The sequence below is a fragment of the Ferviditalea candida genome (assembly GCF_035282765.1).
Lineage (GTDB): Bacteria > Bacillota > Bacilli > Paenibacillales > KCTC-25726 > Ferviditalea > Ferviditalea candida.
Genome location: NZ_JAYJLD010000006.1, coordinates 92,390 through 111,504, shown reverse-complemented (window position 1 = coordinate 111,504; position 19,115 = coordinate 92,390). Strand labels below are relative to the sequence as shown.

25 protein-coding genes are annotated in these 19,115 nt (G+C 52.4%); 20 read left to right on the top strand and 5 right to left on the bottom strand.

The annotated features are described in order from the left end of the window. Position 1 precedes the first annotated feature (1 nt). The 3 genes from rsgA (at position 2) to spoVM (ending at position 1,836) form a co-directional block, all read left to right on the top strand. A complete protein-coding gene (rsgA, locus tag VF724_RS06140) occupies positions 2-910 on the top strand; it encodes a ribosome small subunit-dependent GTPase A (RefSeq protein WP_371753342.1) in 909 nt (302 codons plus the stop codon). 4 nt (positions 911-914) lie between these two features. After that, entirely contained in the window at positions 915-1,586 is a 672-nt protein-coding gene (rpe, locus tag VF724_RS06135) for a ribulose-phosphate 3-epimerase (protein WP_371753341.1), read from the top strand. A 169-nt stretch (positions 1,587-1,755) separates the two neighbouring features. Beyond that, positions 1,756-1,836 (top strand): stage V sporulation protein SpoVM, encoded by an 81-nt coding sequence (gene spoVM, locus VF724_RS06130; RefSeq protein ID WP_371753391.1) that lies wholly within the window; start codon positions 1,756-1,758, stop codon positions 1,834-1,836. Positions 1,837-2,022: 186 nt separating this feature from the next. Here the strand turns inward: spoVM and rpmB are convergent, their stop codons facing one another. Continuing rightward, positions 2,023-2,211, bottom strand: a complete 189-nt coding sequence (gene rpmB, locus VF724_RS06125; protein WP_371753340.1) for a 50S ribosomal protein L28 — start codon at positions 2,209-2,211, stop codon at positions 2,023-2,025. A gap of 173 nt (positions 2,212-2,384) precedes the next feature. Between rpmB and VF724_RS06120 the strand changes: the two genes are divergently transcribed. The 5 genes from VF724_RS06120 to VF724_RS06100 all read left to right on the top strand — a co-directional run bounded on the left by VF724_RS06120 (position 2,385) and on the right by VF724_RS06100 (position 8,011). Beyond that, entirely contained in the window at positions 2,385-2,741 is a 357-nt protein-coding gene (locus VF724_RS06120; RefSeq protein ID WP_371753339.1) for an Asp23/Gls24 family envelope stress response protein, read from the top strand. A gap of 16 nt (positions 2,742-2,757) precedes the next feature. After that, complete coding sequence (locus tag VF724_RS06115; RefSeq protein ID WP_371753338.1) at positions 2,758-4,518, top strand: DAK2 domain-containing protein; 1,761 nt, start codon at positions 2,758-2,760, stop codon at positions 4,516-4,518. A gap of 122 nt (positions 4,519-4,640) precedes the next feature. Continuing rightward, on the top strand, positions 4,641-5,492 hold the full coding sequence (locus VF724_RS06110) for a DegV family protein (RefSeq protein ID WP_371753337.1): 852 nt from the start codon (positions 4,641-4,643) through the stop codon (positions 5,490-5,492). A gap of 4 nt (positions 5,493-5,496) precedes the next feature. Then, positions 5,497-7,545, top strand: coding sequence for an ATP-dependent DNA helicase RecG (gene recG / locus VF724_RS06105; RefSeq protein ID WP_371753390.1), 2,049 nt, complete (start codon positions 5,497-5,499; stop codon positions 7,543-7,545). A gap of 178 nt (positions 7,546-7,723) precedes the next feature. Beyond that, positions 7,724-8,011 carry a stage VI sporulation protein F gene (locus VF724_RS06100; RefSeq protein ID WP_371753336.1) on the top strand — a complete coding sequence of 96 codons (288 nt, stop codon included), beginning with the start codon at positions 7,724-7,726 and terminating at the stop codon, positions 8,009-8,011. 15 nt (positions 8,012-8,026) lie between these two features. Here VF724_RS06100 and VF724_RS06095 read toward each other — a convergent pair whose 3' ends face one another. Then, positions 8,027-8,386, bottom strand: a complete 360-nt coding sequence (locus VF724_RS06095) for a YolD-like family protein (RefSeq protein WP_371753335.1) — start codon at positions 8,384-8,386, stop codon at positions 8,027-8,029. Continuing rightward, positions 8,383-9,615 (bottom strand): DNA polymerase IV, encoded by a 1,233-nt coding sequence (locus tag VF724_RS06090; protein ID WP_371753334.1) that lies wholly within the window; start codon positions 9,613-9,615, stop codon positions 8,383-8,385. The genes VF724_RS06095 and VF724_RS06090 overlap by 4 nt, the downstream gene beginning before the upstream one ends. Before the next feature lie 375 nt (positions 9,616-9,990). On the opposite strand from VF724_RS06090, the gene VF724_RS06085 reads away from it, so the two are divergent. The 8 genes from VF724_RS06085 to VF724_RS06050 all read left to right on the top strand — a co-directional run bounded on the left by VF724_RS06085 (position 9,991) and on the right by VF724_RS06050 (position 14,450). After that, the gene (locus tag VF724_RS06085) at positions 9,991-10,998 is read left to right on the top strand and encodes a protoglobin domain-containing protein (RefSeq protein ID WP_371753333.1); all 1,008 of its coding nucleotides are present in this window, start codon (positions 9,991-9,993) and stop codon (positions 10,996-10,998) included. An 11-nt stretch (positions 10,999-11,009) separates the two neighbouring features. Further along, entirely contained in the window at positions 11,010-11,168 is a 159-nt protein-coding gene (locus VF724_RS06080) for a hypothetical protein (protein ID WP_371753332.1), read from the top strand. An 8-nt stretch (positions 11,169-11,176) separates the two neighbouring features. Further along, positions 11,177-11,479, top strand: coding sequence for a hypothetical protein (locus VF724_RS06075; RefSeq protein WP_371753331.1), 303 nt, complete (start codon positions 11,177-11,179; stop codon positions 11,477-11,479). Then, the gene (locus tag VF724_RS06070) at positions 11,451-11,618 is read left to right on the top strand and encodes a TatD family hydrolase (protein ID WP_371753330.1); all 168 of its coding nucleotides are present in this window, start codon (positions 11,451-11,453) and stop codon (positions 11,616-11,618) included. Before VF724_RS06075 ends, VF724_RS06070 begins: the two co-directional genes overlap by 29 nt. A gap of 71 nt (positions 11,619-11,689) precedes the next feature. Then, positions 11,690-12,424: a reverse transcriptase domain-containing protein gene (locus VF724_RS06065; RefSeq protein ID WP_371753329.1), complete on the top strand. Its 735-nt coding sequence runs from the start codon at positions 11,690-11,692 to the stop codon at positions 12,422-12,424. A gap of 277 nt (positions 12,425-12,701) precedes the next feature. Then, positions 12,702-12,902, top strand: a complete 201-nt coding sequence (locus VF724_RS06060; protein ID WP_371753328.1) for a WYL domain-containing protein — start codon at positions 12,702-12,704, stop codon at positions 12,900-12,902. After that, entirely contained in the window at positions 12,892-13,101 is a 210-nt protein-coding gene (locus tag VF724_RS06055) for a LexA family protein (RefSeq protein ID WP_371753327.1), read from the top strand. The genes VF724_RS06060 and VF724_RS06055 overlap by 11 nt, the downstream gene beginning before the upstream one ends. 80 nt (positions 13,102-13,181) lie before the next feature. Further along, positions 13,182-14,450, top strand: a complete 1,269-nt coding sequence (locus tag VF724_RS06050; RefSeq protein ID WP_371753326.1) for a cation:proton antiporter — start codon at positions 13,182-13,184, stop codon at positions 14,448-14,450. Between the two features lie 54 nt (positions 14,451-14,504). On the opposite strand, the gene VF724_RS06045 is transcribed toward VF724_RS06050, so the two are convergent. Next, positions 14,505-14,693, bottom strand: coding sequence for a hypothetical protein (locus tag VF724_RS06045; RefSeq protein WP_371753325.1), 189 nt, complete (start codon positions 14,691-14,693; stop codon positions 14,505-14,507). Positions 14,694-14,827: 134 nt separating this feature from the next. On the opposite strand from VF724_RS06045, the gene VF724_RS06040 reads away from it, so the two are divergent. From VF724_RS06040 to coaD, 3 genes are all read left to right on the top strand, one after another. Continuing rightward, positions 14,828-15,025 (top strand): hypothetical protein, encoded by a 198-nt coding sequence (locus tag VF724_RS06040; protein ID WP_371753324.1) that lies wholly within the window; start codon positions 14,828-14,830, stop codon positions 15,023-15,025. A gap of 374 nt (positions 15,026-15,399) precedes the next feature. Continuing rightward, on the top strand, positions 15,400-16,005 hold the full coding sequence (gene rsmD, locus VF724_RS06035) for a 16S rRNA (guanine(966)-N(2))-methyltransferase RsmD (RefSeq protein WP_371753323.1): 606 nt from the start codon (positions 15,400-15,402) through the stop codon (positions 16,003-16,005). Beyond that, positions 15,989-16,495 carry a pantetheine-phosphate adenylyltransferase gene (coaD, locus tag VF724_RS06030; protein ID WP_371753322.1) on the top strand — a complete coding sequence of 169 codons (507 nt, stop codon included), beginning with the start codon at positions 15,989-15,991 and terminating at the stop codon, positions 16,493-16,495. The genes rsmD and coaD overlap by 17 nt, the downstream gene beginning before the upstream one ends. A gap of 10 nt (positions 16,496-16,505) precedes the next feature. Here coaD and VF724_RS06025 read toward each other — a convergent pair whose 3' ends face one another. After that, the gene (locus VF724_RS06025) at positions 16,506-17,783 is read right to left on the bottom strand and encodes a nucleoside recognition domain-containing protein (protein ID WP_371753321.1); all 1,278 of its coding nucleotides are present in this window, start codon (positions 17,781-17,783) and stop codon (positions 16,506-16,508) included. Positions 17,784-17,957: 174 nt separating this feature from the next. On the opposite strand from VF724_RS06025, the gene VF724_RS06020 reads away from it, so the two are divergent. Beyond that, complete coding sequence (locus VF724_RS06020) at positions 17,958-19,091, top strand: SepM family pheromone-processing serine protease (protein ID WP_371753320.1); 1,134 nt, start codon at positions 17,958-17,960, stop codon at positions 19,089-19,091. The last annotated feature ends 24 nt before the right edge of the window (positions 19,092-19,115 follow it).

Genomic DNA, 19,115 nt, shown 5'->3' with positions numbered 1-19,115 from the left:
CATGCCAGAAGGATTGATCATCAAAGCGCTGAGCGGGTACTATTATGTTCTGCCGGATGCTCCCGGAGCAGATTCCGTGCAATGCCGGGCCCGTGGAGTATTCAAAATCAAAGGGATCATGCCCTTGGTCGGCGATCGTGTGATTTATGAGACAGAGGAAAGCGGAGAAGGTACGGTTGTGCAGATTTTGCCCCGAACTTCCGAGTTGATTCGTCCGCCCATTTCGAACGTGAATCTGGCCGTACTGATTTTTTCCTTGGTGGAACCCGATTTGAATTTGACGCTGCTCGATAAATTTCTCGTGCATACGGAAAGCTCCGGGGTGGATGCGGTCATTTGTCTGTCCAAGCTGGATCTGTTGGAAAGCGAAGACCGTGTCTTAAGCTGCGGATTCACGATTGCGGAAATTCGCTCAGTCTATGAGCAGATCGGCTATGAGATCATCCCGGTCAGCATCAAAACCAAGGAAGGCGTACAGCGTGTCCGCGACCGTATTCAGGGCAGCATCAGCGTGTTTGCCGGACAGTCGGGGGTTGGCAAATCTTCCTTGCTGAATGCGATCATGCCCCGGTTGCAGCTGGAAACCGGTTCGATCAGCATGCGGCTTGGCAGGGGAAAGCATACAACCCGGCACGTGGAATTGCTGCCATTGGAAAAAGGCGGCTTTGTCGCCGACTCGCCGGGATTCAGCCAGCTCGATTTCATGCAGATCGAAGCGGAGGAGTTGGGGAAATCTTTCAGGGAATTCGGCAGCTTTGCATCGGACTGCAAGTTCAGAGGCTGTCTGCATGCGCAGGAACCGGGCTGCGCCGTGATCCGGGCCAAGCAAGAGGGGCGGATAGCCGGCCACCGGTATGCGAACTACCTGCAATTTTTGCAGGAGATCAAGGATCGCAAGAGGAGGTATTGAGCATATGATACGGATTGCTCCGTCGATTTTGTCGGCGGATTTTGCGAAGTTGGCGGAAGAGATCAAGGATGTGGAACGCGGAGGGGCCGACTGGATTCATGTCGATGTGATGGACGGTCATTTTGTGCCTAACATTACCATTGGACCGTTGGTGGTCGAAGCGGTCAGGCCGACGACTTCACTGCCGTTGGATGTGCATTTGATGATTGAAGAGCCGGACAGATATATTCCGAATTTTGCGCGGGCGGGCGCGGATTGGATAACCGTGCATGCGGAGGCCTGCCGGCATTTGCACCGAACCCTGCAATTGATCAAGGACCAGGGTGTGAAAGCGGGTGTGGCGCTTAATCCGGCCACGCCGGTGTCGGCAATCGAGCCGATTTTTTCGGATGTCGATCTGATTCTGATCATGACTGTGAATCCGGGCTTCGGCGGACAGAAATTCATTCACGGCACCCTGCCGAAAATCCGTCTTCTGCGGCAGCAGTTGAATGACAGCGGGCTGCAGCACGTCGAGATTGAAGTGGACGGAGGGATTAATCCCGAGACGGCCAAACGTGTCGTTGACGCCGGGGCGAACGTGCTTGTCGCGGGAAATGCGGTATTCGGAACGTCCGACCGCCGGGAGGCGATTTCCGGCATCCGCAGGCAAGCGTTCACTCAAAGACAGGCATAATCCCCGATCCCGTGGAATATAATGGTTACATGGAGTCTCGCTCCATGTAACTTTTTTTATGGGCTGTGCATTTCATCCTTTCAAGATAGGCACCTTTTCCGGAGTGCGGAATATATATGATAGAGAGATGGGGCAATGGCAAGTTCAAAAAAGCTTGGGAGGGCTCATTATGAAATTTTATACGATTAAACTTCCGAGGTTTTTGGGAGGCTTTGTGAAGGCGATCCTGAATACACTCAACAAAAATTAAGCTGATGGCGAAGAGCGGAAGTTGAATAAGGCTTCGCGATGAAATAACTTCCACTAAATTGACTGCAAAGATCAATTAAACCGCTTGATGCTTTGCCGCCAAAAGTGGAACTAATTTCATCGCGAGCCATAAGTGAAAAGGAAAAAGCACCGTTGGCAGGTGCTTTTCGTCTATCCTTCCGGTATGTCAAACGCGAACCACTTTCCCCGATTTAAGCGCGCGAGTGCTTACGTACACGCGTTTCGGTTTTCCGTCCACGAGAATGCGAACCTTTTGAACGTTCACTCCCCAAGTACGTTTCGTCTTGTTGTTGGCATGGGAAACGTTATTGCCTTTTTTAGGCGATTTCCCGGTAACATAACATTTGCGGGACATTGCTACACCCCCCCTGATTCCCTTTGGATCCCATTGAAAACATACTTAAATATCATAGCATATTAAAAAAACGAAAGTCAATAAAGCGAAAGATGTTATTGCATTTATTTGTTATTTTGATTATAGTACAATGAGTAATAAACCATAATATCTCTAGAAGGAGATGGTGGAAGATGCCCATGGAACTGGTGAATGAAGGCGGTAAAGTCGTTATCTCCGACGAGGTGGTTAAAGTGGTTGCCGGTTCGGCCGCACTGGATTGCTACGGGTTGGTCGGCATGGCATCGCGAAAATTGAAGGACGGCATCGCTGAAATTCTGCGAAGGGAAAATTTGGGGCGCGGCGTGGAAGTCCGCAGGGAAAACGACTCGCTTCATCTTGATTTATATATCATCGTCAGCTATGGAACGAAAATCTCCGAGGTGGCACATAATATACAGGTAAAAGTGAAGTATGTTCTAAATGAGATCGTCGGGCTTCATGTGGATCATGTGAATATATTTGTACAAGGGGTTCGCGTATCCCGTTAGGAAGGAGAAATCATCTTTGGGTAAGCGCTTTATTAACGGTTCAGATTTGCTGCAAATGGCACTCTCCGCATCGGAATTTCTGCATGCCCGGTCCGAACAGGTGAATGCTTTGAACGTCTTTCCGGTGCCTGACGGGGATACGGGAACGAACATGAATCTGACGCTGACGTCCGGGGTCGAGGAATTAAAGAAGAAGCCGTCCTCGCATATCGGCAAAGCGTCGGAGGTTTTTGCCAAAGGCCTGCTGATGGGAGCGAGGGGGAATTCGGGGGTCATTCTTTCCCAGCTGTTTCGAGGTTTTGCGAAATTCGCTTCGGCTTTTGAAGAAATGAATGCTGTGCAGTTCGCATCGGCTTTGCAGCAAGGGGTGGATACCGCTTATAAGGCAGTGGTCAAGCCGGTGGAGGGAACCATTCTGACCGTGTCCAAGGAAGCGGCCAAACAGGCCGCCTTGTTTGCCAGAAGAACGGACGATATCTCCGAACTGATGAAGGAAGTGCTGGTTCGGGCCAAGCAAGCGCTGAAGCAAACACCGGAATTGCTGTCGGTGCTCAAGCAGGTTGGTGTAGTTGACGCCGGCGGGCAAGGGCTCGTTATTATATATGAAGGATTTATCCATGCGTTGAGCGGCGAAAGAATCGATGAAGGCTTTAATCATCCGTCCATGATTGCTGTCGCGGAGGATGAGGAACGCGGCGAAAGCCCGATCCGGGTTGCCGATTTGGCTGAAGAAGCCCATCGAATGGAAAGCTCGAGAAGCGCCCAGTCTCATCTGGCGACGGAAGATATTGAATTCGGGTACTGCACGGAATTTTTGGTCAATTTGAAGCCCGGTAAAGTGCCCGGTGTTGTATTTGACGAGTCCAAATTCCGCAAGGATTTGTCGGAGATCGGAGATTCTCTGCTGGTGGTTGCCGACGACAACCTGGTCAAGGTGCATATTCATGCCGAATATCCCGGAACAGCCATGAATTTGGCGATGAACTACGGGGATTTAAGCCGGATCAAAATCGAAAATATGCGCGATCAGCATACGCATATTCTGGAGCAGGATGCGGCGCGGGCCAATTCTGCTGAACTGCCTGTTCGTTCAAAAGCCGTTGATGCGGAACAAGGCGCCAAGGAATACGGAATGATTGCCGTGGCTATGGGCGAGGGAATTGCTGAGATTTTCCAAAGTCTCGGGGTCGATTATGTGCTTGCGGGCGGACAGACGATGAATCCCAGCACGGAAGACATCATGAATGCCATTTCCGCAGTGAAAGCCGAAAAAATCTTTATTTTTCCGAATAACTCCAATATTATTTTGGCGGCGGAGCAGGCCAAAGAACTGGTGGATAAAGAAATTGCAGTGATCCCAAGCAAATCGATTCCGCAGGGGATGGCGGCTATCCTTGCGTTTCAAGAGAAGGCAGAATTGTCCCGGAATGTAGAAGACATGAACAGGGCGATGTCGAAAATTCGCTCGGGGCAGATCACGTTCGCGGTTCGGGATTCGAAAATTGACGGACTGCAGATTAAGGAAGGCGATTTTTTGGGAATCGCCGATGGCAAAATCGTCATTTCTTCCCCGGATTTGATTCAAACCGGCAAGCAGCTGCTTGAGTCGATCATCTCGGAAGAGGATGAAATCGTGACAGTTTTTACGGGTCAGGATGCCGTTGAAGAGCAGACAGCCGAGCTGCTCAAATTCTTGAACGATACTTACCCCGATGCTGAAATAGAGCTGCATTACGGCGGACAACCGTTGTATTATTATCTTTTTTCCGTTGAGTAAGGGCTCGCGATGGAATTAGTTCCACTTTTGGCGGGAAAGTATCAAGCGGTTTAATTGATCTTTTCTGCCAATTTAGTGGAAGTTATTTCATCGCGATGCCTAATTCTTGTGAGGTGATCTTATTGAGCCCGATTCATATTGTTACGGACAGTACTTCAGACATTCCGGCAGAAGTGAGGAAACGGCTCGGTATCGAGATGGTGCCGCTCAAGGTTCATTTCGGCAAAGAAACGTACCAGGATGCGGTTACGATTCAAACCGATGAGTTTTATCGAAAGCTGGTTGATTCGAAAGAGCTTCCCACCACATCTCAGCCGTCCCCGGTAGAGTTTGTGGATGTTTACAAACGGCTGCTTGAGGATCCGGATGCGGAGATTTTATCGATTCATCTTTCCTCGGCGCTGAGCGGAACGTATCAATCGGCGGTATTGGCCAAATCGCTTTTGAACAACAGTCCGAGAATTACCGTGATCGATTCGAAATCGGCATCGTATGGATTCGGCATGCTCGTTGTCGCTGCGGCCGAGTTGGCTAAGCAGGATGCAAATCAACAAGACATTCAGGATAAAATCCGCCGGATGCGGGGAGGAACCCGCCTGTATTTTCTGGTGGACACGCTGGAATATTTATATAAGGGCGGAAGGATCGGCAAGGCCTCCGCTCTGTTCGGTTCGCTTTTGAACATCAAGCCGATTTTGACGATTGACGATGAGGGCGAAGTGACTCCCGTTGATAAGGTCAGAGGACATAAGAAAGCGGTAGCCCGCATAATTTCGCTGTTGAAAGAGGACTTTGCGGATCAACCGATCCATTTGACTGTGGCCAATGGCAAGGCTCCGGATGCGGCCCAAGAGCTGGAAGCAATGGTGAAAGAAAATCTGAATGCAGCGGATTCCTTACACACCGTGATCGGACCGGTGATCGGAACCCATGTCGGTCCGGGCGTCATCGCGGTGTTTGCAAGCCGGGCTTGATATGATGGATTTGCATGAGGTTTCGGTAAAGGAAGTGCTCGGGGTTGGAGCGCAAAAAGCGAAGGATTTGCAGGAGCTGGGCATTCGGTCGGTTGCCGATCTTTTGGAATATTATCCGTTTCGCTATGAGGATTACCGCATTCGCGATCTGTCCTTGGTGAAGGACGGTGAGAAAATTACTTTGCAAGGCACCATATACGGTGAACCCTCAGTGCAGATGTTCGGCAGGAATAAATCGCGGTTGGCCTGCAAGGTGATGGTTGACCGTTTTTTTGTTACTGCGGTCTGGTTTAATCGTCATTTTTTGAAAGACAAGCTGCAGCCCCGACAGGAGATTGTCCTGACCGGCAAATGGGACCAAAGACGAAAGCAGCTTACAGTTTCTGACTCGGAATTTCCGGGGGCAAAGGATGCGCAGTCCGGAACCCTGCAGCCCGTTTATTCGATCGGCGGAACGATTGCGCAGAAATGGCTCCGCAGGGTGATTCGCCAAGCGCTTGAGCAGTACGGAATGCTGGTGGAGGAAATTTTGCCGGAGGAATTGGTGAGGAAACGGGAGTGGATGGCAAGGAGAAAAGCGGTTTGGCTCATGCACCGGCCGCAGGACGCACGCGACGGGCAGGAGGCCAGAAATCGGCTGGTATATGAGGAGCTGTTTCTGTTCCAATTGAAGTTGCACGCGTTTCGCTTCCTGACTCGAAGCAGGGCGGACGGCCTAGCCCAGCAAATTGATTCGGAAGCGGTTCGCGCGTTTGCGCGTTCGCTGCCGTTTCAGCTGACGCCGTCGCAAAAGCAAGTGATTGCCGAAATTCTGCACGATCTGCGCCGGCCGGCCAGCATGAACCGGCTGCTTCAGGGGGATGTCGGCTCCGGCAAAACCGTCGTCGCCGCCGTGGCGCTGTTCGCTTCGGTGAAAGCCGGTTACCAGGGGGCATTGATGGTCCCTACGGAAATTTTGGCTGAGCAGCATTTGCGTTCGCTTGAAGCCCTGTTTGCGCCATACGGCATCCAACTGGCTCTGCTGACCGGAGGCCTTGGCGACCGGCAGCGCAGGGATGTGCTGGCGTCTGTGCAGATGGGCTTGGTGGATATCGTCATCGGCACGCATGCCTTGATTCAGGAGGATGTGATTTTCCGTAGCCTGGGTCTTATCGTCGTGGACGAGCAGCACCGCTTCGGGGTCAATCAACGGGCCATTCTGCGCAGGAAGGGCATGCATCCGGATGTGCTGACGATGACGGCTACGCCGATTCCGCGCACGCTGGCGATTACCGCTTTCGGCGATATGGATATTTCCACGCTCAAGGAGCTGCCGAAGGGCAGAAAGCCGATTAAAACCTACTGGATCAAGCATCAGATGATGGACCGGGTGATCGGGTTTTTCCGCAAGGAAATCGCATCAGGCCGCCAGGCTTATGTGATCTGTCCCTTGATTGAAGAGTCGGACAAGCTGGACGTGCAAAATGCGATCGACGTTCACCTTCAGTTGTCACAGGCTCTCCCCGAGCTGCGAATCGGGCTGCTGCACGGCAGAATGTCCGCCGCTGAAAAGGATCGGGTGATGTCCGATTTTTTGGCCAATCGGGTTCAGGTGCTCGTCTCCACGACCGTGATCGAAGTCGGGGTGAATGTTCCCAATTCCACGGTCATGCTGATATACGACGCCGACCGTTTCGGGCTGTCCCAGCTTCACCAGCTTCGCGGCAGGGTGGGCCGGGGAGAGCACCAATCCTACTGCCTTCTGATGGCGGACCCGAAAACGGAAACAGGGGTCGAACGGATGAAGGTCATGACGGAAACCAATGACGGGTTTGAAATCGCCCGGAGGGATTTGGAGCTGAGGGGGCCGGGCGATCTGTTCGGCATCAAGCAAAGCGGGCTTCCGGATTTCAGGCTGGCCGATATGACACATGATTTTCATATTCTGGAGATGGCCAGAGACGATGCGGCGGAGCTGGTTGCGCGACAGGATTTTTGGACTGCGCGGCAGTATTTGCCGCTCAGACAGTATCTCCAGCGCGAACAAATCTTTAACGGCGAACGTTTGGATTGAGTCTTTTATCTTGACGTCCCATGCCATTTTCATCGGCAGATGATGAAAATGGCGCGCGATGCGTCCTCGAAGAATTCACATTGAATGAAATTATAGAGGAAGTGAATTTTCAAGATAGGCACAGCCCCTTCGCTTCGGTCATATAATTAATGGATGACTGGAAGCGGAGGTGTTGAAGGTGAGCTATCAGCAGTACGGAATCAGCAGCGAGCTTGTGGAAAAGGTCAAGCGCAAAATGAAAAATCCCGCTGCCAAGGAGCGGGTAAAGAATATTCTGGACGGCGTCACCAAGCAAGATTTGCAAAACCGCGCAACGGTAAGAAAGCTTCTGGGGAAAATCTCCCGCGCGCTGAATGAAAAGCTGACCGAACAGCAGTCGAATCAAATCGTCGATTTTGTCATCGCCCAGCAGATCGATCCGAACAACAAATTTCACCTCATCAAATTATGGGCCATGTTCCGTTGATGCGGCTGTCGACGGTTATTCCGCCCCATCGGCATATTCGATTTTGAGCAATTTGGCGAGATCCAGCACTGCCGTTTCGCTGTCCTGCTGCTGGATTTCAAGCCGTTTTTTGGCGGGATTCACCCGCTTGACGTACCCGCTGAACGCTTCCGGACCGTAAAGGCCGATGCAAACGGCCGTCACCGGGCGCTTTTCCCGAACGGCTTCGGCAAGCATGCGGTTGATTTTCGAGATTTGGTCTTCATCCAGCTCGGGGACTTGAAATTCCTTTTGCTTCCGCCGGTATTCGAGCAGCTGCTCCCGATGCTCGGGAAGCATCATGCGGCTGCCCTCCCACAGCAAATTCCCCCGCTTCAAGCCCTTCGGTTCACTCATTTGTAATGCCCTCCTATTTTGCCTGCCCTGTCGTATGCCTGCCCGGCCTTTGTCAGGGAAGCGGCCCTTACGACCGCAACGGTCCCGTATTTGGCTTTGATCGCGTCGATGGCCGAGTCCAGCCTTCGCTCTTTATCCAGATCGCGGAAGAGATGGAGCTGAACCTGCGTGTCGGGGGAAAACTGCGACAGCGTGACGCCGACACTGCGCACCGGGAGTCCGTCCCAGTGCTTCTCAAGCAATTTAACGGCGGCTCGATACACATCGGCGCCGTGGTTTGTGGCATCGGACAGTTTCATCTGGCGGTGAAATCCCGTCGGGTGGTCGAAGTCCGCTCCGCGGCAGCCCACGGTTACGGTTTCTCCTTTCACCCGTTTGCTTCTGGCCCGCCGGCACACCTCTTCGCTCAATTCCAAGAGGATGACGTGAATCTCTTCCGCTGCGGCGTAATCGCGCGGCAGCGTCATGTGGTGCCCGATGGCCTTCTGAGCCTCATGGGTAGCCGGAGATACGGGAGAGTAATCAATGCCGTTGGCCGTCATCCACAGCACATGGCCCTGAATGCCCCACAGCCGGGTCAGCCGTTCCAGCGGAAAATTGGCCAGATCCCCGATGGTGTGGATGCCGAGCCGACGCAAGTGGCGATCCATCCGGCTGCCAATGCCGAACATGCCGGTGACGGGAAGCGGCCACATCATCTGCCGCATGTTTTCCTCGGTCAGCCGGAAAATGCCGGGACCGATTTTTTTGGCGAAGTTGTCGCAGGCGATTTTCGCCAGCACCTTGTTGGGGCCGATGCCGACCCGGGCGTAAATGCCTGTTTCCTCCAGGACGGCCTGCTGGATGCTGCGGGCGATCGTTTCCGGATCGCCGAACAGGACCAGGCTGCCCGTCACGTCGACGAATTGCTCGTCGATCGAATAGGGCTCCACGAGATCGCTGTAGCGTTCAAGGATTTCGGAAATGCGGATCGAGACGTTGATATATTCCTGCATCCGCGGGCGAACGACGGCCAACTCGGGACACTGCTTCAGCGCTTCGCCCAAGCGCATGCCCGTGGCGGCGCCGTGCTTCTTGGCGATTGGACAGGCGGCGAGCAGAACGCCCGACCGGCGCGCCGGATCGCCGGCTACAACGACGGGCCGGTCTTTGTACTGCGGGTTGGCGACTTTCTCCACGCTGGCATAAAAGCTTTGCATATCCACAAGAAAAATGATTTTGTCTGCCATAATCTCATCCCGCCCCCTTCGATCAGAACATACATTTTGGTTATGCATACTGCTCAGGAAACTTGCAAGGATCCGGAACTTGCCTATCCCCCGATATTTATGGCACCGTCTTCACCCAATAGCGTCTTCTGTGTCCGTAAGCGGTCACCAATGTCTGAGATATGCACATAGTCAGAACATATATTCGCATTGTGTGTTTATTATAAGGGAATGTACGTTCTTATTCAACTGGCAAAACACTGGGGCCGAGGGAATTAAGAAAAGTTGAAATTTTGCCGGGATTTGAAAGGAATTTATCGAATTATGACGAATATATAACAGTTAGCTATTAAATTGAAAAGTTACATACAAGGGACGAAAGGCGAGGGAAAACAAATGATCAATCTGACGGGAAACCGGAAAAAGCAACTTGAATATTTGGGACTGACCGACGGGGACCTGGATTTACTGAAGAACAGCCGGGCGGTCTTTGAGGAAATTGCCGACGCGGTGGTGGAAGAGCTATACCAGCGAATTACGAAAGCGCCCGAACTGGTGGAGATCATCAGCACTCACAGCACCGTAGAGCGGTTGAAGACCACCCAGAGGTGGTATTTTCTGTCGGTGACAGACGGCATGATTGACGAGGCCTTCATCCAGAAGCGTCTGCAGGTCGGCAAAGCCCATTCCCGGGTCGGTCTGACGACCGACTGGTATCTGGGAACGTATATGGTCTATCTCGACATTGCCATGTTCCATCTGCAGAAAGCCCAGCCGGAGGGATGGCTGGAGGTCTTCCACGCCCTGAGCAAAATGTTCAACATGGATTCGCAGTTGGTGCTCGAGGCGTATGAAGCGGACGAAAAGGACAAGATCCAAAAGCTGGTGGACAAGCAGGACAGGCTGCTGCACGGAATCAGCGCGTCCATTCAGGAGCTGGCATCAATGATGGTGGAACTGAGCAGCAGCAGCCAGGAGGTAGCCGATACAGCCATTCAAACAGCGGAAGCCCAAGAGAAATCGAATGAAATGGTGCGCGAGCTGCATAAAGAAGTAGGGGATATCCACAGCATGGGCGATCTGATGAAGGAAATTTCCGAACAGACCCATCTGCTGGGACTGAATGCCGCGATTGAAGCGGCACGGGCGGGTGAACACGGCAGAGGCTTTGAAGTGGTCGCTAACGAGGTCCGCAAGCTCGCAAGCCGTTCCCGGGAAGCCTTGGAAACCATTCAAGCCAAGCTGGGAAGCATACAAAAGACGCTGGAGCAGGTGCAGGCCGAATCGGAGCATACCTCGGTATATGCCCGAACCCAGGCCGCCAGCTCCCAGGAGCTGACCTCCTTCGCCCAGATGATCGAGAAGGTTACCCTGGAGCTGGAGAACCTGAAGAAAGACGAATAGGCAGGCGAGGGATGGTGAATCCGGCGTCCGACCGCGTCTACGTCTTTTCGCAAAGGTCGGCCCGGATCGTCAGCGGAATCGTTGTCACGTTTGCACGACCCCGTACGGAATCCGCTCACGCTGGAGGCGGAGTTTATGCGATTGCGGAGGGAAATCCACGAGCTGCTTAAGCGGGGGCATGCTGCCGCGGGAGCCGGGGATTCTCGTCCGGACCCCGCAGAGCGGCGGCAGGGGAGCAGCAGGGAGTCCCGCGGACCGAGGAGGCGACATGAACATGGAAGCTTTGACCGATGCTCATATCCATCTCGATTTGTATAAATCCGAAATCCGCGAACGGATCGTGAAGGAACTGCACTCCTGTGGGGTGAGCAGTGTTGTTTCGGTGTCCATGCATTTGGAATCCTGCCGGATCAACCAACGGCTGCACCAGCGTTTTCCGGGGCCTGATGACGGTGGAAACCGACGGGCCGTGGCCGTTTGAGGGACCGTTCCAAGGGATGGGCACCCATCCGCAAATGGTCCGCCGGGTGGTCGAGGAGATTGCCGGGATCAAATCGCTGTCCGTTGACGAAACGGCGAAAGCCGTTACCCGCAATACGGCCGAATTTTACCGACTTTGAGCACGGCCGGAAGCCGGCCGGAAAACGAATAAACGCATTGCCGCCTTTGTAGCGGCTTTTTTCGGTGCGCCTTGCAGTCGCACAATCTAGGTCGGTCCGGGATCGCGTGTGCCAGCAAGCGGTACGGCGAATCATCGAGCCGATCTTCGAACAGGACTTCTACTACTACAGCTTTGGTTTTTCGTCCCGGATACTCCGCGCACCAAGCCATCAACACGGTACGACGCGCGAAGCGCGGCGGATATGAATATGTGGTTGACCTCGACATCATGTCCTTCTTCGATGAAATTCCGCATGAATTGCTGATGGAGAAGGTGCATGAACGAATCACCGACGGAAAAGTGCTGACGCTCATTCGCGGATGGCTGACCGCGGGAGTCATGGAAGATGATCAGTTCCATGAAACGGAAGTCGGGTCCCCTCAGGGCGGTGTCATCAGTCCGCTACTTGGGAATATTCACCTGAACCATTTCGACTGGGGGATGAAGGAGAAGGGTTTTGCCGTCGTCAGGTATGCGGACGATGCTGTTGTTCTTTGTAAAACAAGAGAGCAGGCAGAAGAAGCGTATGCAGCGGCAAAGATGATACTGGAAGGGGAACTTCGCTTACGTATGCACCTGGAGAAGACTAAAGTGGTGCATTTCGATGAAGGGTTCCGCTTCTTGGGCTTCGACTTTTGGAAGGACTCTCTGATTTTACCGGATACGAAGGTGAAAAGCTACAAAGATAAAGTCCGCAAGATCACCCGCCGTCAACAAGGGGATAACCTTGCCGAAATGATCAGGAAGCTAAATGAAGTGGTGTAAGAATTTGGCGATTAAAAAAGGCAGTGGAGAAAAAAAGGGTGTGTCGGAGGAGAAAAGCGTTCGCCTTTGAAATTGTAAAAAAACCGCTGAATCGAATTCTATTTTACGATTTTAACAGCGACCGGAGGCACACCCCTTTTGCGCAGCGACCCAACTTTTTGAACACACTCTTATATATCAAGTTTAGTGCTATTTATATCTGCTATTCATCTTGAATATCGAACGCATATTCGCATATAATAAATACAAATAAACGTTCGATATCGGAGGCGAAATCATGTCTCTGCAGAAGCACATCGGCCGCATTGTCGAGATCATCTATTTGGACCGTTACGGACGAATGACCCAGCGCAAGGTTCAAGTCTGGTCCGTCAAAAACGGATTTGTCAAAGCTTTCTGCCTGAAGCGGCAGGCCCCGCGGCTATTTGCCGCAAAGCGGATTTTAGCCGTTCAGCCTGCGAGCAGCCATGCAGTCTGACCTTCAGCGCAAAGCGCTCCGGATCATCGTGAATTATACAAGAAAATATGGCCGTCCTCCGACGATCCGCGAGCTTATGACCAAGACCGGAAGGAACGAGGCTGGGATCCGGGCGGTTCTCAAAGCGCTGGCCGAAGAACGATATATTGAATGGTCGGGGGAACAACCGGGGCGGATCAAATTGGTCAATTCGGGATGAACTTTTTTTGCAGAACAGAACATAAAAATCGAATATACTATTCCTGATAAAACGTTTTGCAGAGGGGAGAATGGTGCGCGGTGAACGGAAACGGCCTGTCATTTCTTGAAGTCATTCCCGCGCTGGCGATTATTCTTGCGCTGGCGCAGCTTTGCGGCAGATGCGCAGCTTGGATGGGGCAGCCTAAGGTCGTCGGTGAGATCGTTGCAGGCATAATGTTGGGGCCCACATTGCTGGGATGGGTATTGCCGGATTGGGAAGCAGCATTGTTCACTTCTCAGGTAAAGTCGTTTTTAGATGTTTTCAGTCAAATCGGGATTGTGATTTATATGTTCCTCGTGGGGATTGGGATTGAGCATCAAAGCCGGGACAGAACCCTGCTTCTGCAAGCCGGGTTTTTGGGGCTGGCGGGGATTTTGCCCGTATTTCTGATCGGCGGGTCGGCGGCATTTTTACTTGGCGATGTCATTTCGCCTCCCCATGTCAGCCGTTTTGTTTTCGCTTTCTATATGGGAACGGCGCTCTCCATTACAGCATTTCCTGTACTGGCACGAATCCTTCACGACATCGGAATCGTCAGGACGAGGATCGGGAACCTGGTCTTGACTGCCGCATCATTGAATGATGCCGCTGCTTGGCTACTGTTAGCCCTGGTATTGTCGATCTCCAATACAGGGGGCGGCAAGGGGATTTGGGTTTCGGCGGGTGGAGGGGTTCTGTTCATCTTTTTCGTATTGTTCGCCGCAAGACCGTTGTTGCAGCGATGGGTTCGAAAAATCGAAGCCGCCGGACGTCTTTCGCAGGTTGATTTGGCCGTCGTCCTGCTGAGTCTTTTCAGCGCAGCCTGGTTTACCGATTGGATCGGATTGCACGCCCTCTTCGGCAGCTTCGTCCTGGGAGCGGCAATGCCCCAGTCTCCCGTGCTGAGGAAATATTTGCATTCCGGTCTGATGGATCTGGTCGTGTTTTTTTTTCTGCCGATTTATTTTACTTATTCCGGACTAAATACATATTTGTTGGGAATTTTTCAGACGGTTATGTTGATCCCAAGCCTTGTGATCCTGTCGATCGCTTTTTTTGGGAAATACACAAGCTGCATGCTCGCGACGCGCAAACTGGGGTTTTCGTGGCGTGAATCCTCATCCGTCGGGGGATTGATGAACGCGCGGGGGCTCATGGAACTGCTCATCGCCAATATCGGTTTTTCCAACGGAATCATCTCGCAAAACGTTTTTTCCATCCTCGTCCTTATGGCGCTTGCGACCACTGTGTTCGCAATTCCCATCTACAACTTGTCCCTTTTCAGCATCAAAGACAAGTTCTATCAAACGGGTCAACTGGATGAATGATGACAGCCTGAAGACATTGAACTCTTAAAATGACGATCGACAAAAAACCGCCCCTTACGGATGCGAGGAGCGGTATTTTTTGTGGAGTTCTTCCAGTTCCCTAGCCTTTTCCTTTTCCTCTTCATTGGTCGGGACGAGCTCCATCAAGCTTTTTACGGTATTCTGCAAATCATCCATCGCGGTCTGAAGCCCCTTTTGCACATCATCCTCAAGCTCGTGCCCGTCACGTCTTTTTTCCGGCATTTTAAAATACCTCCTTTTTCAAGAAATAAGGTATCCCCGAGGTTTCCATTTTATCCATCGAACTCACCAGTGATTGCATTTGGATTGAAAAGCGGATAAACTGTAATAAATTCGTACCGAACAGAGGTGTGCAAATGGCCGAGGAAATACCGATGAGCAACGAACAAGTAAAAATCTCCCAGGTGGAAGCCGCAAAGAAGCTGCTGGCCCAAAAGAAGCAATCGCAGGCGAATGCGCAAACGGTGCAAAATTCTCAAAAGAGCGGCAATCAGATGATGAAAAGCCAAAATACGAAGAAAATCAATAACCAAAGAAAACGTATGGGAGTTTAAGCTTAAAGCCCCGATGACCTTCGAAGTCGTCGAGGCTTTTTTAAACGAAGGAACGGCAGGATCGACAAAAAAACCGCACAGCGCAAGCCATGCGGTTGAATTTTTTCGGTACCCGCTTGCGCAGGTACCTCATGGGAGAGGAGAAACCGGATGAAGAACTTATGGGGAAACGTAAGTCTTCTCCGCGGTTGTCTCGACATAATAAAATGTCGATACTATAATGATTTCCGGTTTCGGTGGAAATATACATGGAAAGTGAAAAATGTACGCAATCCGGGGTCTGCTTGCGGAAGGTTTTGCAGAAAGCACAGAATGTGGTACGATGATAAGGAATATCAGAAGCAACAACAACTTATTGCTGCGGGTGAAAGGCATTGAGAGTGATTTCCGGATCTAGCAAAGGCAGAGCTTTGAAAGCGGTGACCGGTTTCGGAACGAGACCGACCACCGATAAGGTGAAGGAGGCCATATTCAGCATCATCGGCCCCTATTTTGCGGGCGGAAGCGCGCTGGATCTTTATGCGGGAACGGGAGCGTTGGGGATCGAGGCCTTAAGCCGCGGAATGGACAGGGCGATCTTCGTCGACGCGGACAAAAAATGCGTTGAGGTGATCAGGGCGAATCTTCGCGCCACGGGCTTGTCGGAACAGGCCGAGGTGTACCGCAATGATGCGGAAAGGGCGCTGAACGCGCTGGCTAAAAGGCGGATGGCGTTTGAACTGGTCTTTTTGGATCCTCCTTATAAAAACAGACAGATGGATAAGGTGCTGCAAATCCTGCAGGAAGAGCATCTGATCAAAGACGGGGCGATCGCGGTTGTCGAGCATGACGCTGCCCATGCGTATCCCGAACGGATCGGCCGTTTTTCGGCTGTCCGGTTATCGGAATACGGCGATACGGCGGTCACCGTTTACCGCTATGAGACGCAATCGATTCCGACGGGACTGATGGGGGATGAACAGGATGAAGAAAGGGGATAAAGGCTTGAAAGTTGCGGTTTACCCGGGGAGTTTCGACCCTGTCACGCTGGGTCACCTGGATATAATACATAGAGCGTCCGGGATTTTTGACAAGCTGGTTGTGGCGGTTCTCGTCAATTCCAGCAAAAATCCGCTGTTTTCTCTGGAGGAAAGGATCGATTTGCTGCGCGAGGTCACGCAGGATTTGCCCAATGTGGAAATTGACGGTTTTCAGGATCTGCTTATCCATTATATGCAGTCCAAGCAGGCCAATGTCATTGTCCGCGCGCTTCGTTCGGTGTCGGATTATGAATACGAGCTGCAGCTGGCCTCGCTTAACCGCCAGATCGGCGCCGGGGTGGAGACGCTGTTCATGACCTCGAATCCGAAATATTCCTATTTAAGCTCGAGCATCGTCAAGGAAATCGCCAGATACCACGGGCCTGTACAGGATCTGGTGCCGGCGCCGGTAGAGCGGGAACTGCATATCAAGTATCGGAGAAAAGGATGACCATTTCAGGCTAAGGACGCCCCCGATTGTAGAACGGCAGCGCCAGCAGCGACAAGCCGGTGAAAACAAGCAGCCACAAGATCATAACCATGCCGAGGGTCAACCAGGCCGTCCAAAGGTGCGAGCCGATGGCAAAAAAAGAATATCCGGTGTTGGTTCCGTTATGCGCGAACACCTGCGCCGCCGGACGGATGCTGTTCATCAGCGGCTGCAGCGGATTCCACAGCCAGAACGGCAGGATGAGGGCATATCCGACGTGAACGAGCCGTGACCATAGGAAGTATCCGTAACGCAAGTCAGTCTGTTGAACAGAGCTTTTCACCTGTGCGTGAATCGATAAACCTCCCCAGGCGGCGATGCCGGAAACAAGGGCAGCGGTCCAGACGGGGGATGCGTCGAACTGTCTTCCTACCTCATAGGCGCCGAGGTTGACTTCAAACAATCCGGAAATCAGCGGCGGGATCAGCTCCCTCGGGTAACCGAGGGGGATCAGCGTGATCTGTATCAGCCGATTCAAGATTTCCGACAGCTTGGACATATCGATGACCTTCAGCAGCACCGAAAAAATCATCATAAATCCTCCGATCATCAGCAGAATTTGAATGGAGGAAGTGACGGCATCGCCGAGTATTTTGCCGAACGCTCGGCCGTCGGCATCGCGCGCATGCCGCATCGCGGAGAAAAATCGTATCCGTGCCGCGCGGTTTGTCTCATGTATCAGCAAATAAGTTTGAATCCTTTCTTCGGGCTCATTCGTATGTCTATAAAATCGCAAAGTGAGTCCGGTGGCCATGATCGACAAAATTTGGACCGCAATCAGAAACAGTCCGAACTGCGGTTCTCCCAAAAAACCGGTGGCAACCACACTGATCAGCCATATGGGGTTTGCGGCATGAGACAGTCCGAGCAGCCGTTCTCCCTCGCAGCGGCTGATCTGCTTTTGCTTTCGAAGCTTTGCGGCCGCTTCCGCTCCCGTCGGATAGCCTGCGGTCCAGCCGACGACAACGGCCCATCCCGCGGTGCCCGGCAAACGGAAGAACAGCCGCATGGCCGGCTCCAGTAGCGCGCCGAAGGCGTGGGCCATGCCGAAAGCGATGAACATCTCCGAAAGGATTAAAAAGGGAAGAAGCGCGGGGAAGACGATGCTCCACCAAATTTTCAACCCTTGAAGGGAAGCTTGAAACGCCTGATCGGGAAACCTGACGATGAACAATATGACAAAACCCGCTGCCGTCGCCAACAGCAGGGTGATGATATGATTGAAGGTCATTTTTCCTGAGCGAAACAAGATCCCACCTCATTCTCATGTCAACTGGTACATGTACATGTTTACGCTTGGTTCCCATCAATTAGACCAGCCCTCGGCGGGAATCTCCGGAGCATGAATGCTGCTTCCGGAGCGGATCATATCATATTGTTGTTGGGAGCGATTTTCCATGATAGGAGAGGGGCAGTTCGTCAGATGAATGAAAACAGGGAAAACCCCAAGAATAGATTGGCCCGGCCGGGCAGGCTTATTGTGATCGCGGCGCTTGTGGTGATCGCCTGGTACGGCTTGATCATCATGCCGACCAATTATGTCGTGCTGCAGCCGGGAACGGCGGAGGCCGTGAAACCGATGGTACAGGTCAAAGAGGGGTATTCTGAGGAAAAAGGAACGCTGATGCTGACGACCGTGCGAATGACATATGCCAACGCGATCTCGTATGTCCTGGCTTTGATGGATTCGAATGCGGATATCCTGAACAAAAATCAGCTTTTCCGCAGCGGGGAATCGCAAAGCGATTATACGAAAAGACAGGAGTTCGTCATGACGAATTCGCAGAGCAACGCGATAGAGGCGGCTTACAAGAAAGCGGGAGTCCCGTTCCATACCGAATATGAGGGGATTGTCGTTCTGCAAACCCTGCAAGGCTTTCCGGCGGAACAGGCATTGCAAGCAGGGGACCGCATACTGGAGGTGAACGGAACGGCTGTCCATCGTACGGAGGCCCTGCTCGATCTATTGAAAACGTACCATGTCGGAGACCGGGTGTCCGTCACTTATCTGCGGGGCGATAAGGAGAAAACGGCTCGGATTGCGCTCGGCGATCTGTCCAAAAGCGGACAAGGCAATTCGTCGGCGACCAACGGCGGAAAACAGCCGGCTCCACACCCCGGCCTCGGAATTGCGCCTGCCGATCTGGTGCATGTGCAGGCGGATGATCCCGGCAAACAGGTAACTGTCAACGCGGGTGATATCGGCGGCCCTTCTGCGGGACTGATGTTTTCTTTGGAAATCTACAATCGTCTGGTTCCGGAGGATATTACGAAGGGTTATCGGATTGCCGGAACGGGAGAAATCGATCCGCAAGGCAATGTCGGAGTCATCGGGGGCATCCGGCATAAGATTGTAGCAGCCGACCGGGAGGGAGCGGAAATCTTTTTTTCCCCGAAAGATTTGGTTTTCGACAATTCCAAGTATCCGCCGATACTCAATTATTCGGATGCAGTGGATCAAGCGCGGAAAATTCATTCCGGGATGAAGGTGGTCCCCGTTAAGACCATGGATGATGCGCTGAATTATTTGCGCAATCTGCCGCCGAAAGCTCCCTGAAACGTTCAACTCCCGGTTCCGCGA

Excerpts from the sequence above, each read along its gene's own strand:
- VF724_RS06080 (WP_371753332.1), top strand. The coding sequence starts at position 11,010 with ATGGTGAATCCGGCGTCCGACCGCGTCTACGTCTTTTCGCAAAGGTCG.
- VF724_RS06020 (WP_371753320.1), top strand. The coding sequence starts at position 17,958 with ATGAATGAAAACAGGGAAAACCCCAAGAATAGATTGGCCCGGCCGGGC.
- rsgA (WP_371753342.1), top strand. The coding sequence starts at position 2 with ATGCCAGAAGGATTGATCATCAAAGCGCTGAGCGGGTACTATTATGTT.
- recG (WP_371753390.1), top strand. The coding sequence starts at position 5,497 with ATGGATTTGCATGAGGTTTCGGTAAAGGAAGTGCTCGGGGTTGGAGCG.
- VF724_RS06095 (WP_371753335.1), bottom strand. The coding sequence starts at position 8,386 with ATGAGTGAACCGAAGGGCTTGAAGCGGGGGAATTTGCTGTGGGAGGGC.
- rpe (WP_371753341.1), top strand. The coding sequence starts at position 915 with ATGATACGGATTGCTCCGTCGATTTTGTCGGCGGATTTTGCGAAGTTG.
- VF724_RS06090 (WP_371753334.1), bottom strand. The coding sequence starts at position 9,615 with ATGGCAGACAAAATCATTTTTCTTGTGGATATGCAAAGCTTTTATGCC.
- rpmB (WP_371753340.1), bottom strand. The coding sequence starts at position 2,211 with ATGTCCCGCAAATGTTATGTTACCGGGAAATCGCCTAAAAAAGGCAAT.
- VF724_RS06085 (WP_371753333.1), top strand. The coding sequence starts at position 9,991 with ATGATCAATCTGACGGGAAACCGGAAAAAGCAACTTGAATATTTGGGA.
- VF724_RS06040 (WP_371753324.1), top strand. The coding sequence starts at position 14,828 with ATGGCCGAGGAAATACCGATGAGCAACGAACAAGTAAAAATCTCCCAG.
- spoVM (WP_371753391.1), top strand. The coding sequence starts at position 1,756 with ATGAAATTTTATACGATTAAACTTCCGAGGTTTTTGGGAGGCTTTGTG.
- VF724_RS06075 (WP_371753331.1), top strand. The coding sequence starts at position 11,177 with ATGCTGCCGCGGGAGCCGGGGATTCTCGTCCGGACCCCGCAGAGCGGC.
- VF724_RS06045 (WP_371753325.1), bottom strand. The coding sequence starts at position 14,693 with ATGCCGGAAAAAAGACGTGACGGGCACGAGCTTGAGGATGATGTGCAA.
- VF724_RS06120 (WP_371753339.1), top strand. The coding sequence starts at position 2,385 with ATGCCCATGGAACTGGTGAATGAAGGCGGTAAAGTCGTTATCTCCGAC.
- coaD (WP_371753322.1), top strand. The coding sequence starts at position 15,989 with ATGAAGAAAGGGGATAAAGGCTTGAAAGTTGCGGTTTACCCGGGGAGT.
- VF724_RS06060 (WP_371753328.1), top strand. The coding sequence starts at position 12,702 with ATGTCTCTGCAGAAGCACATCGGCCGCATTGTCGAGATCATCTATTTG.
- VF724_RS06055 (WP_371753327.1), top strand. The coding sequence starts at position 12,892 with ATGCAGTCTGACCTTCAGCGCAAAGCGCTCCGGATCATCGTGAATTAT.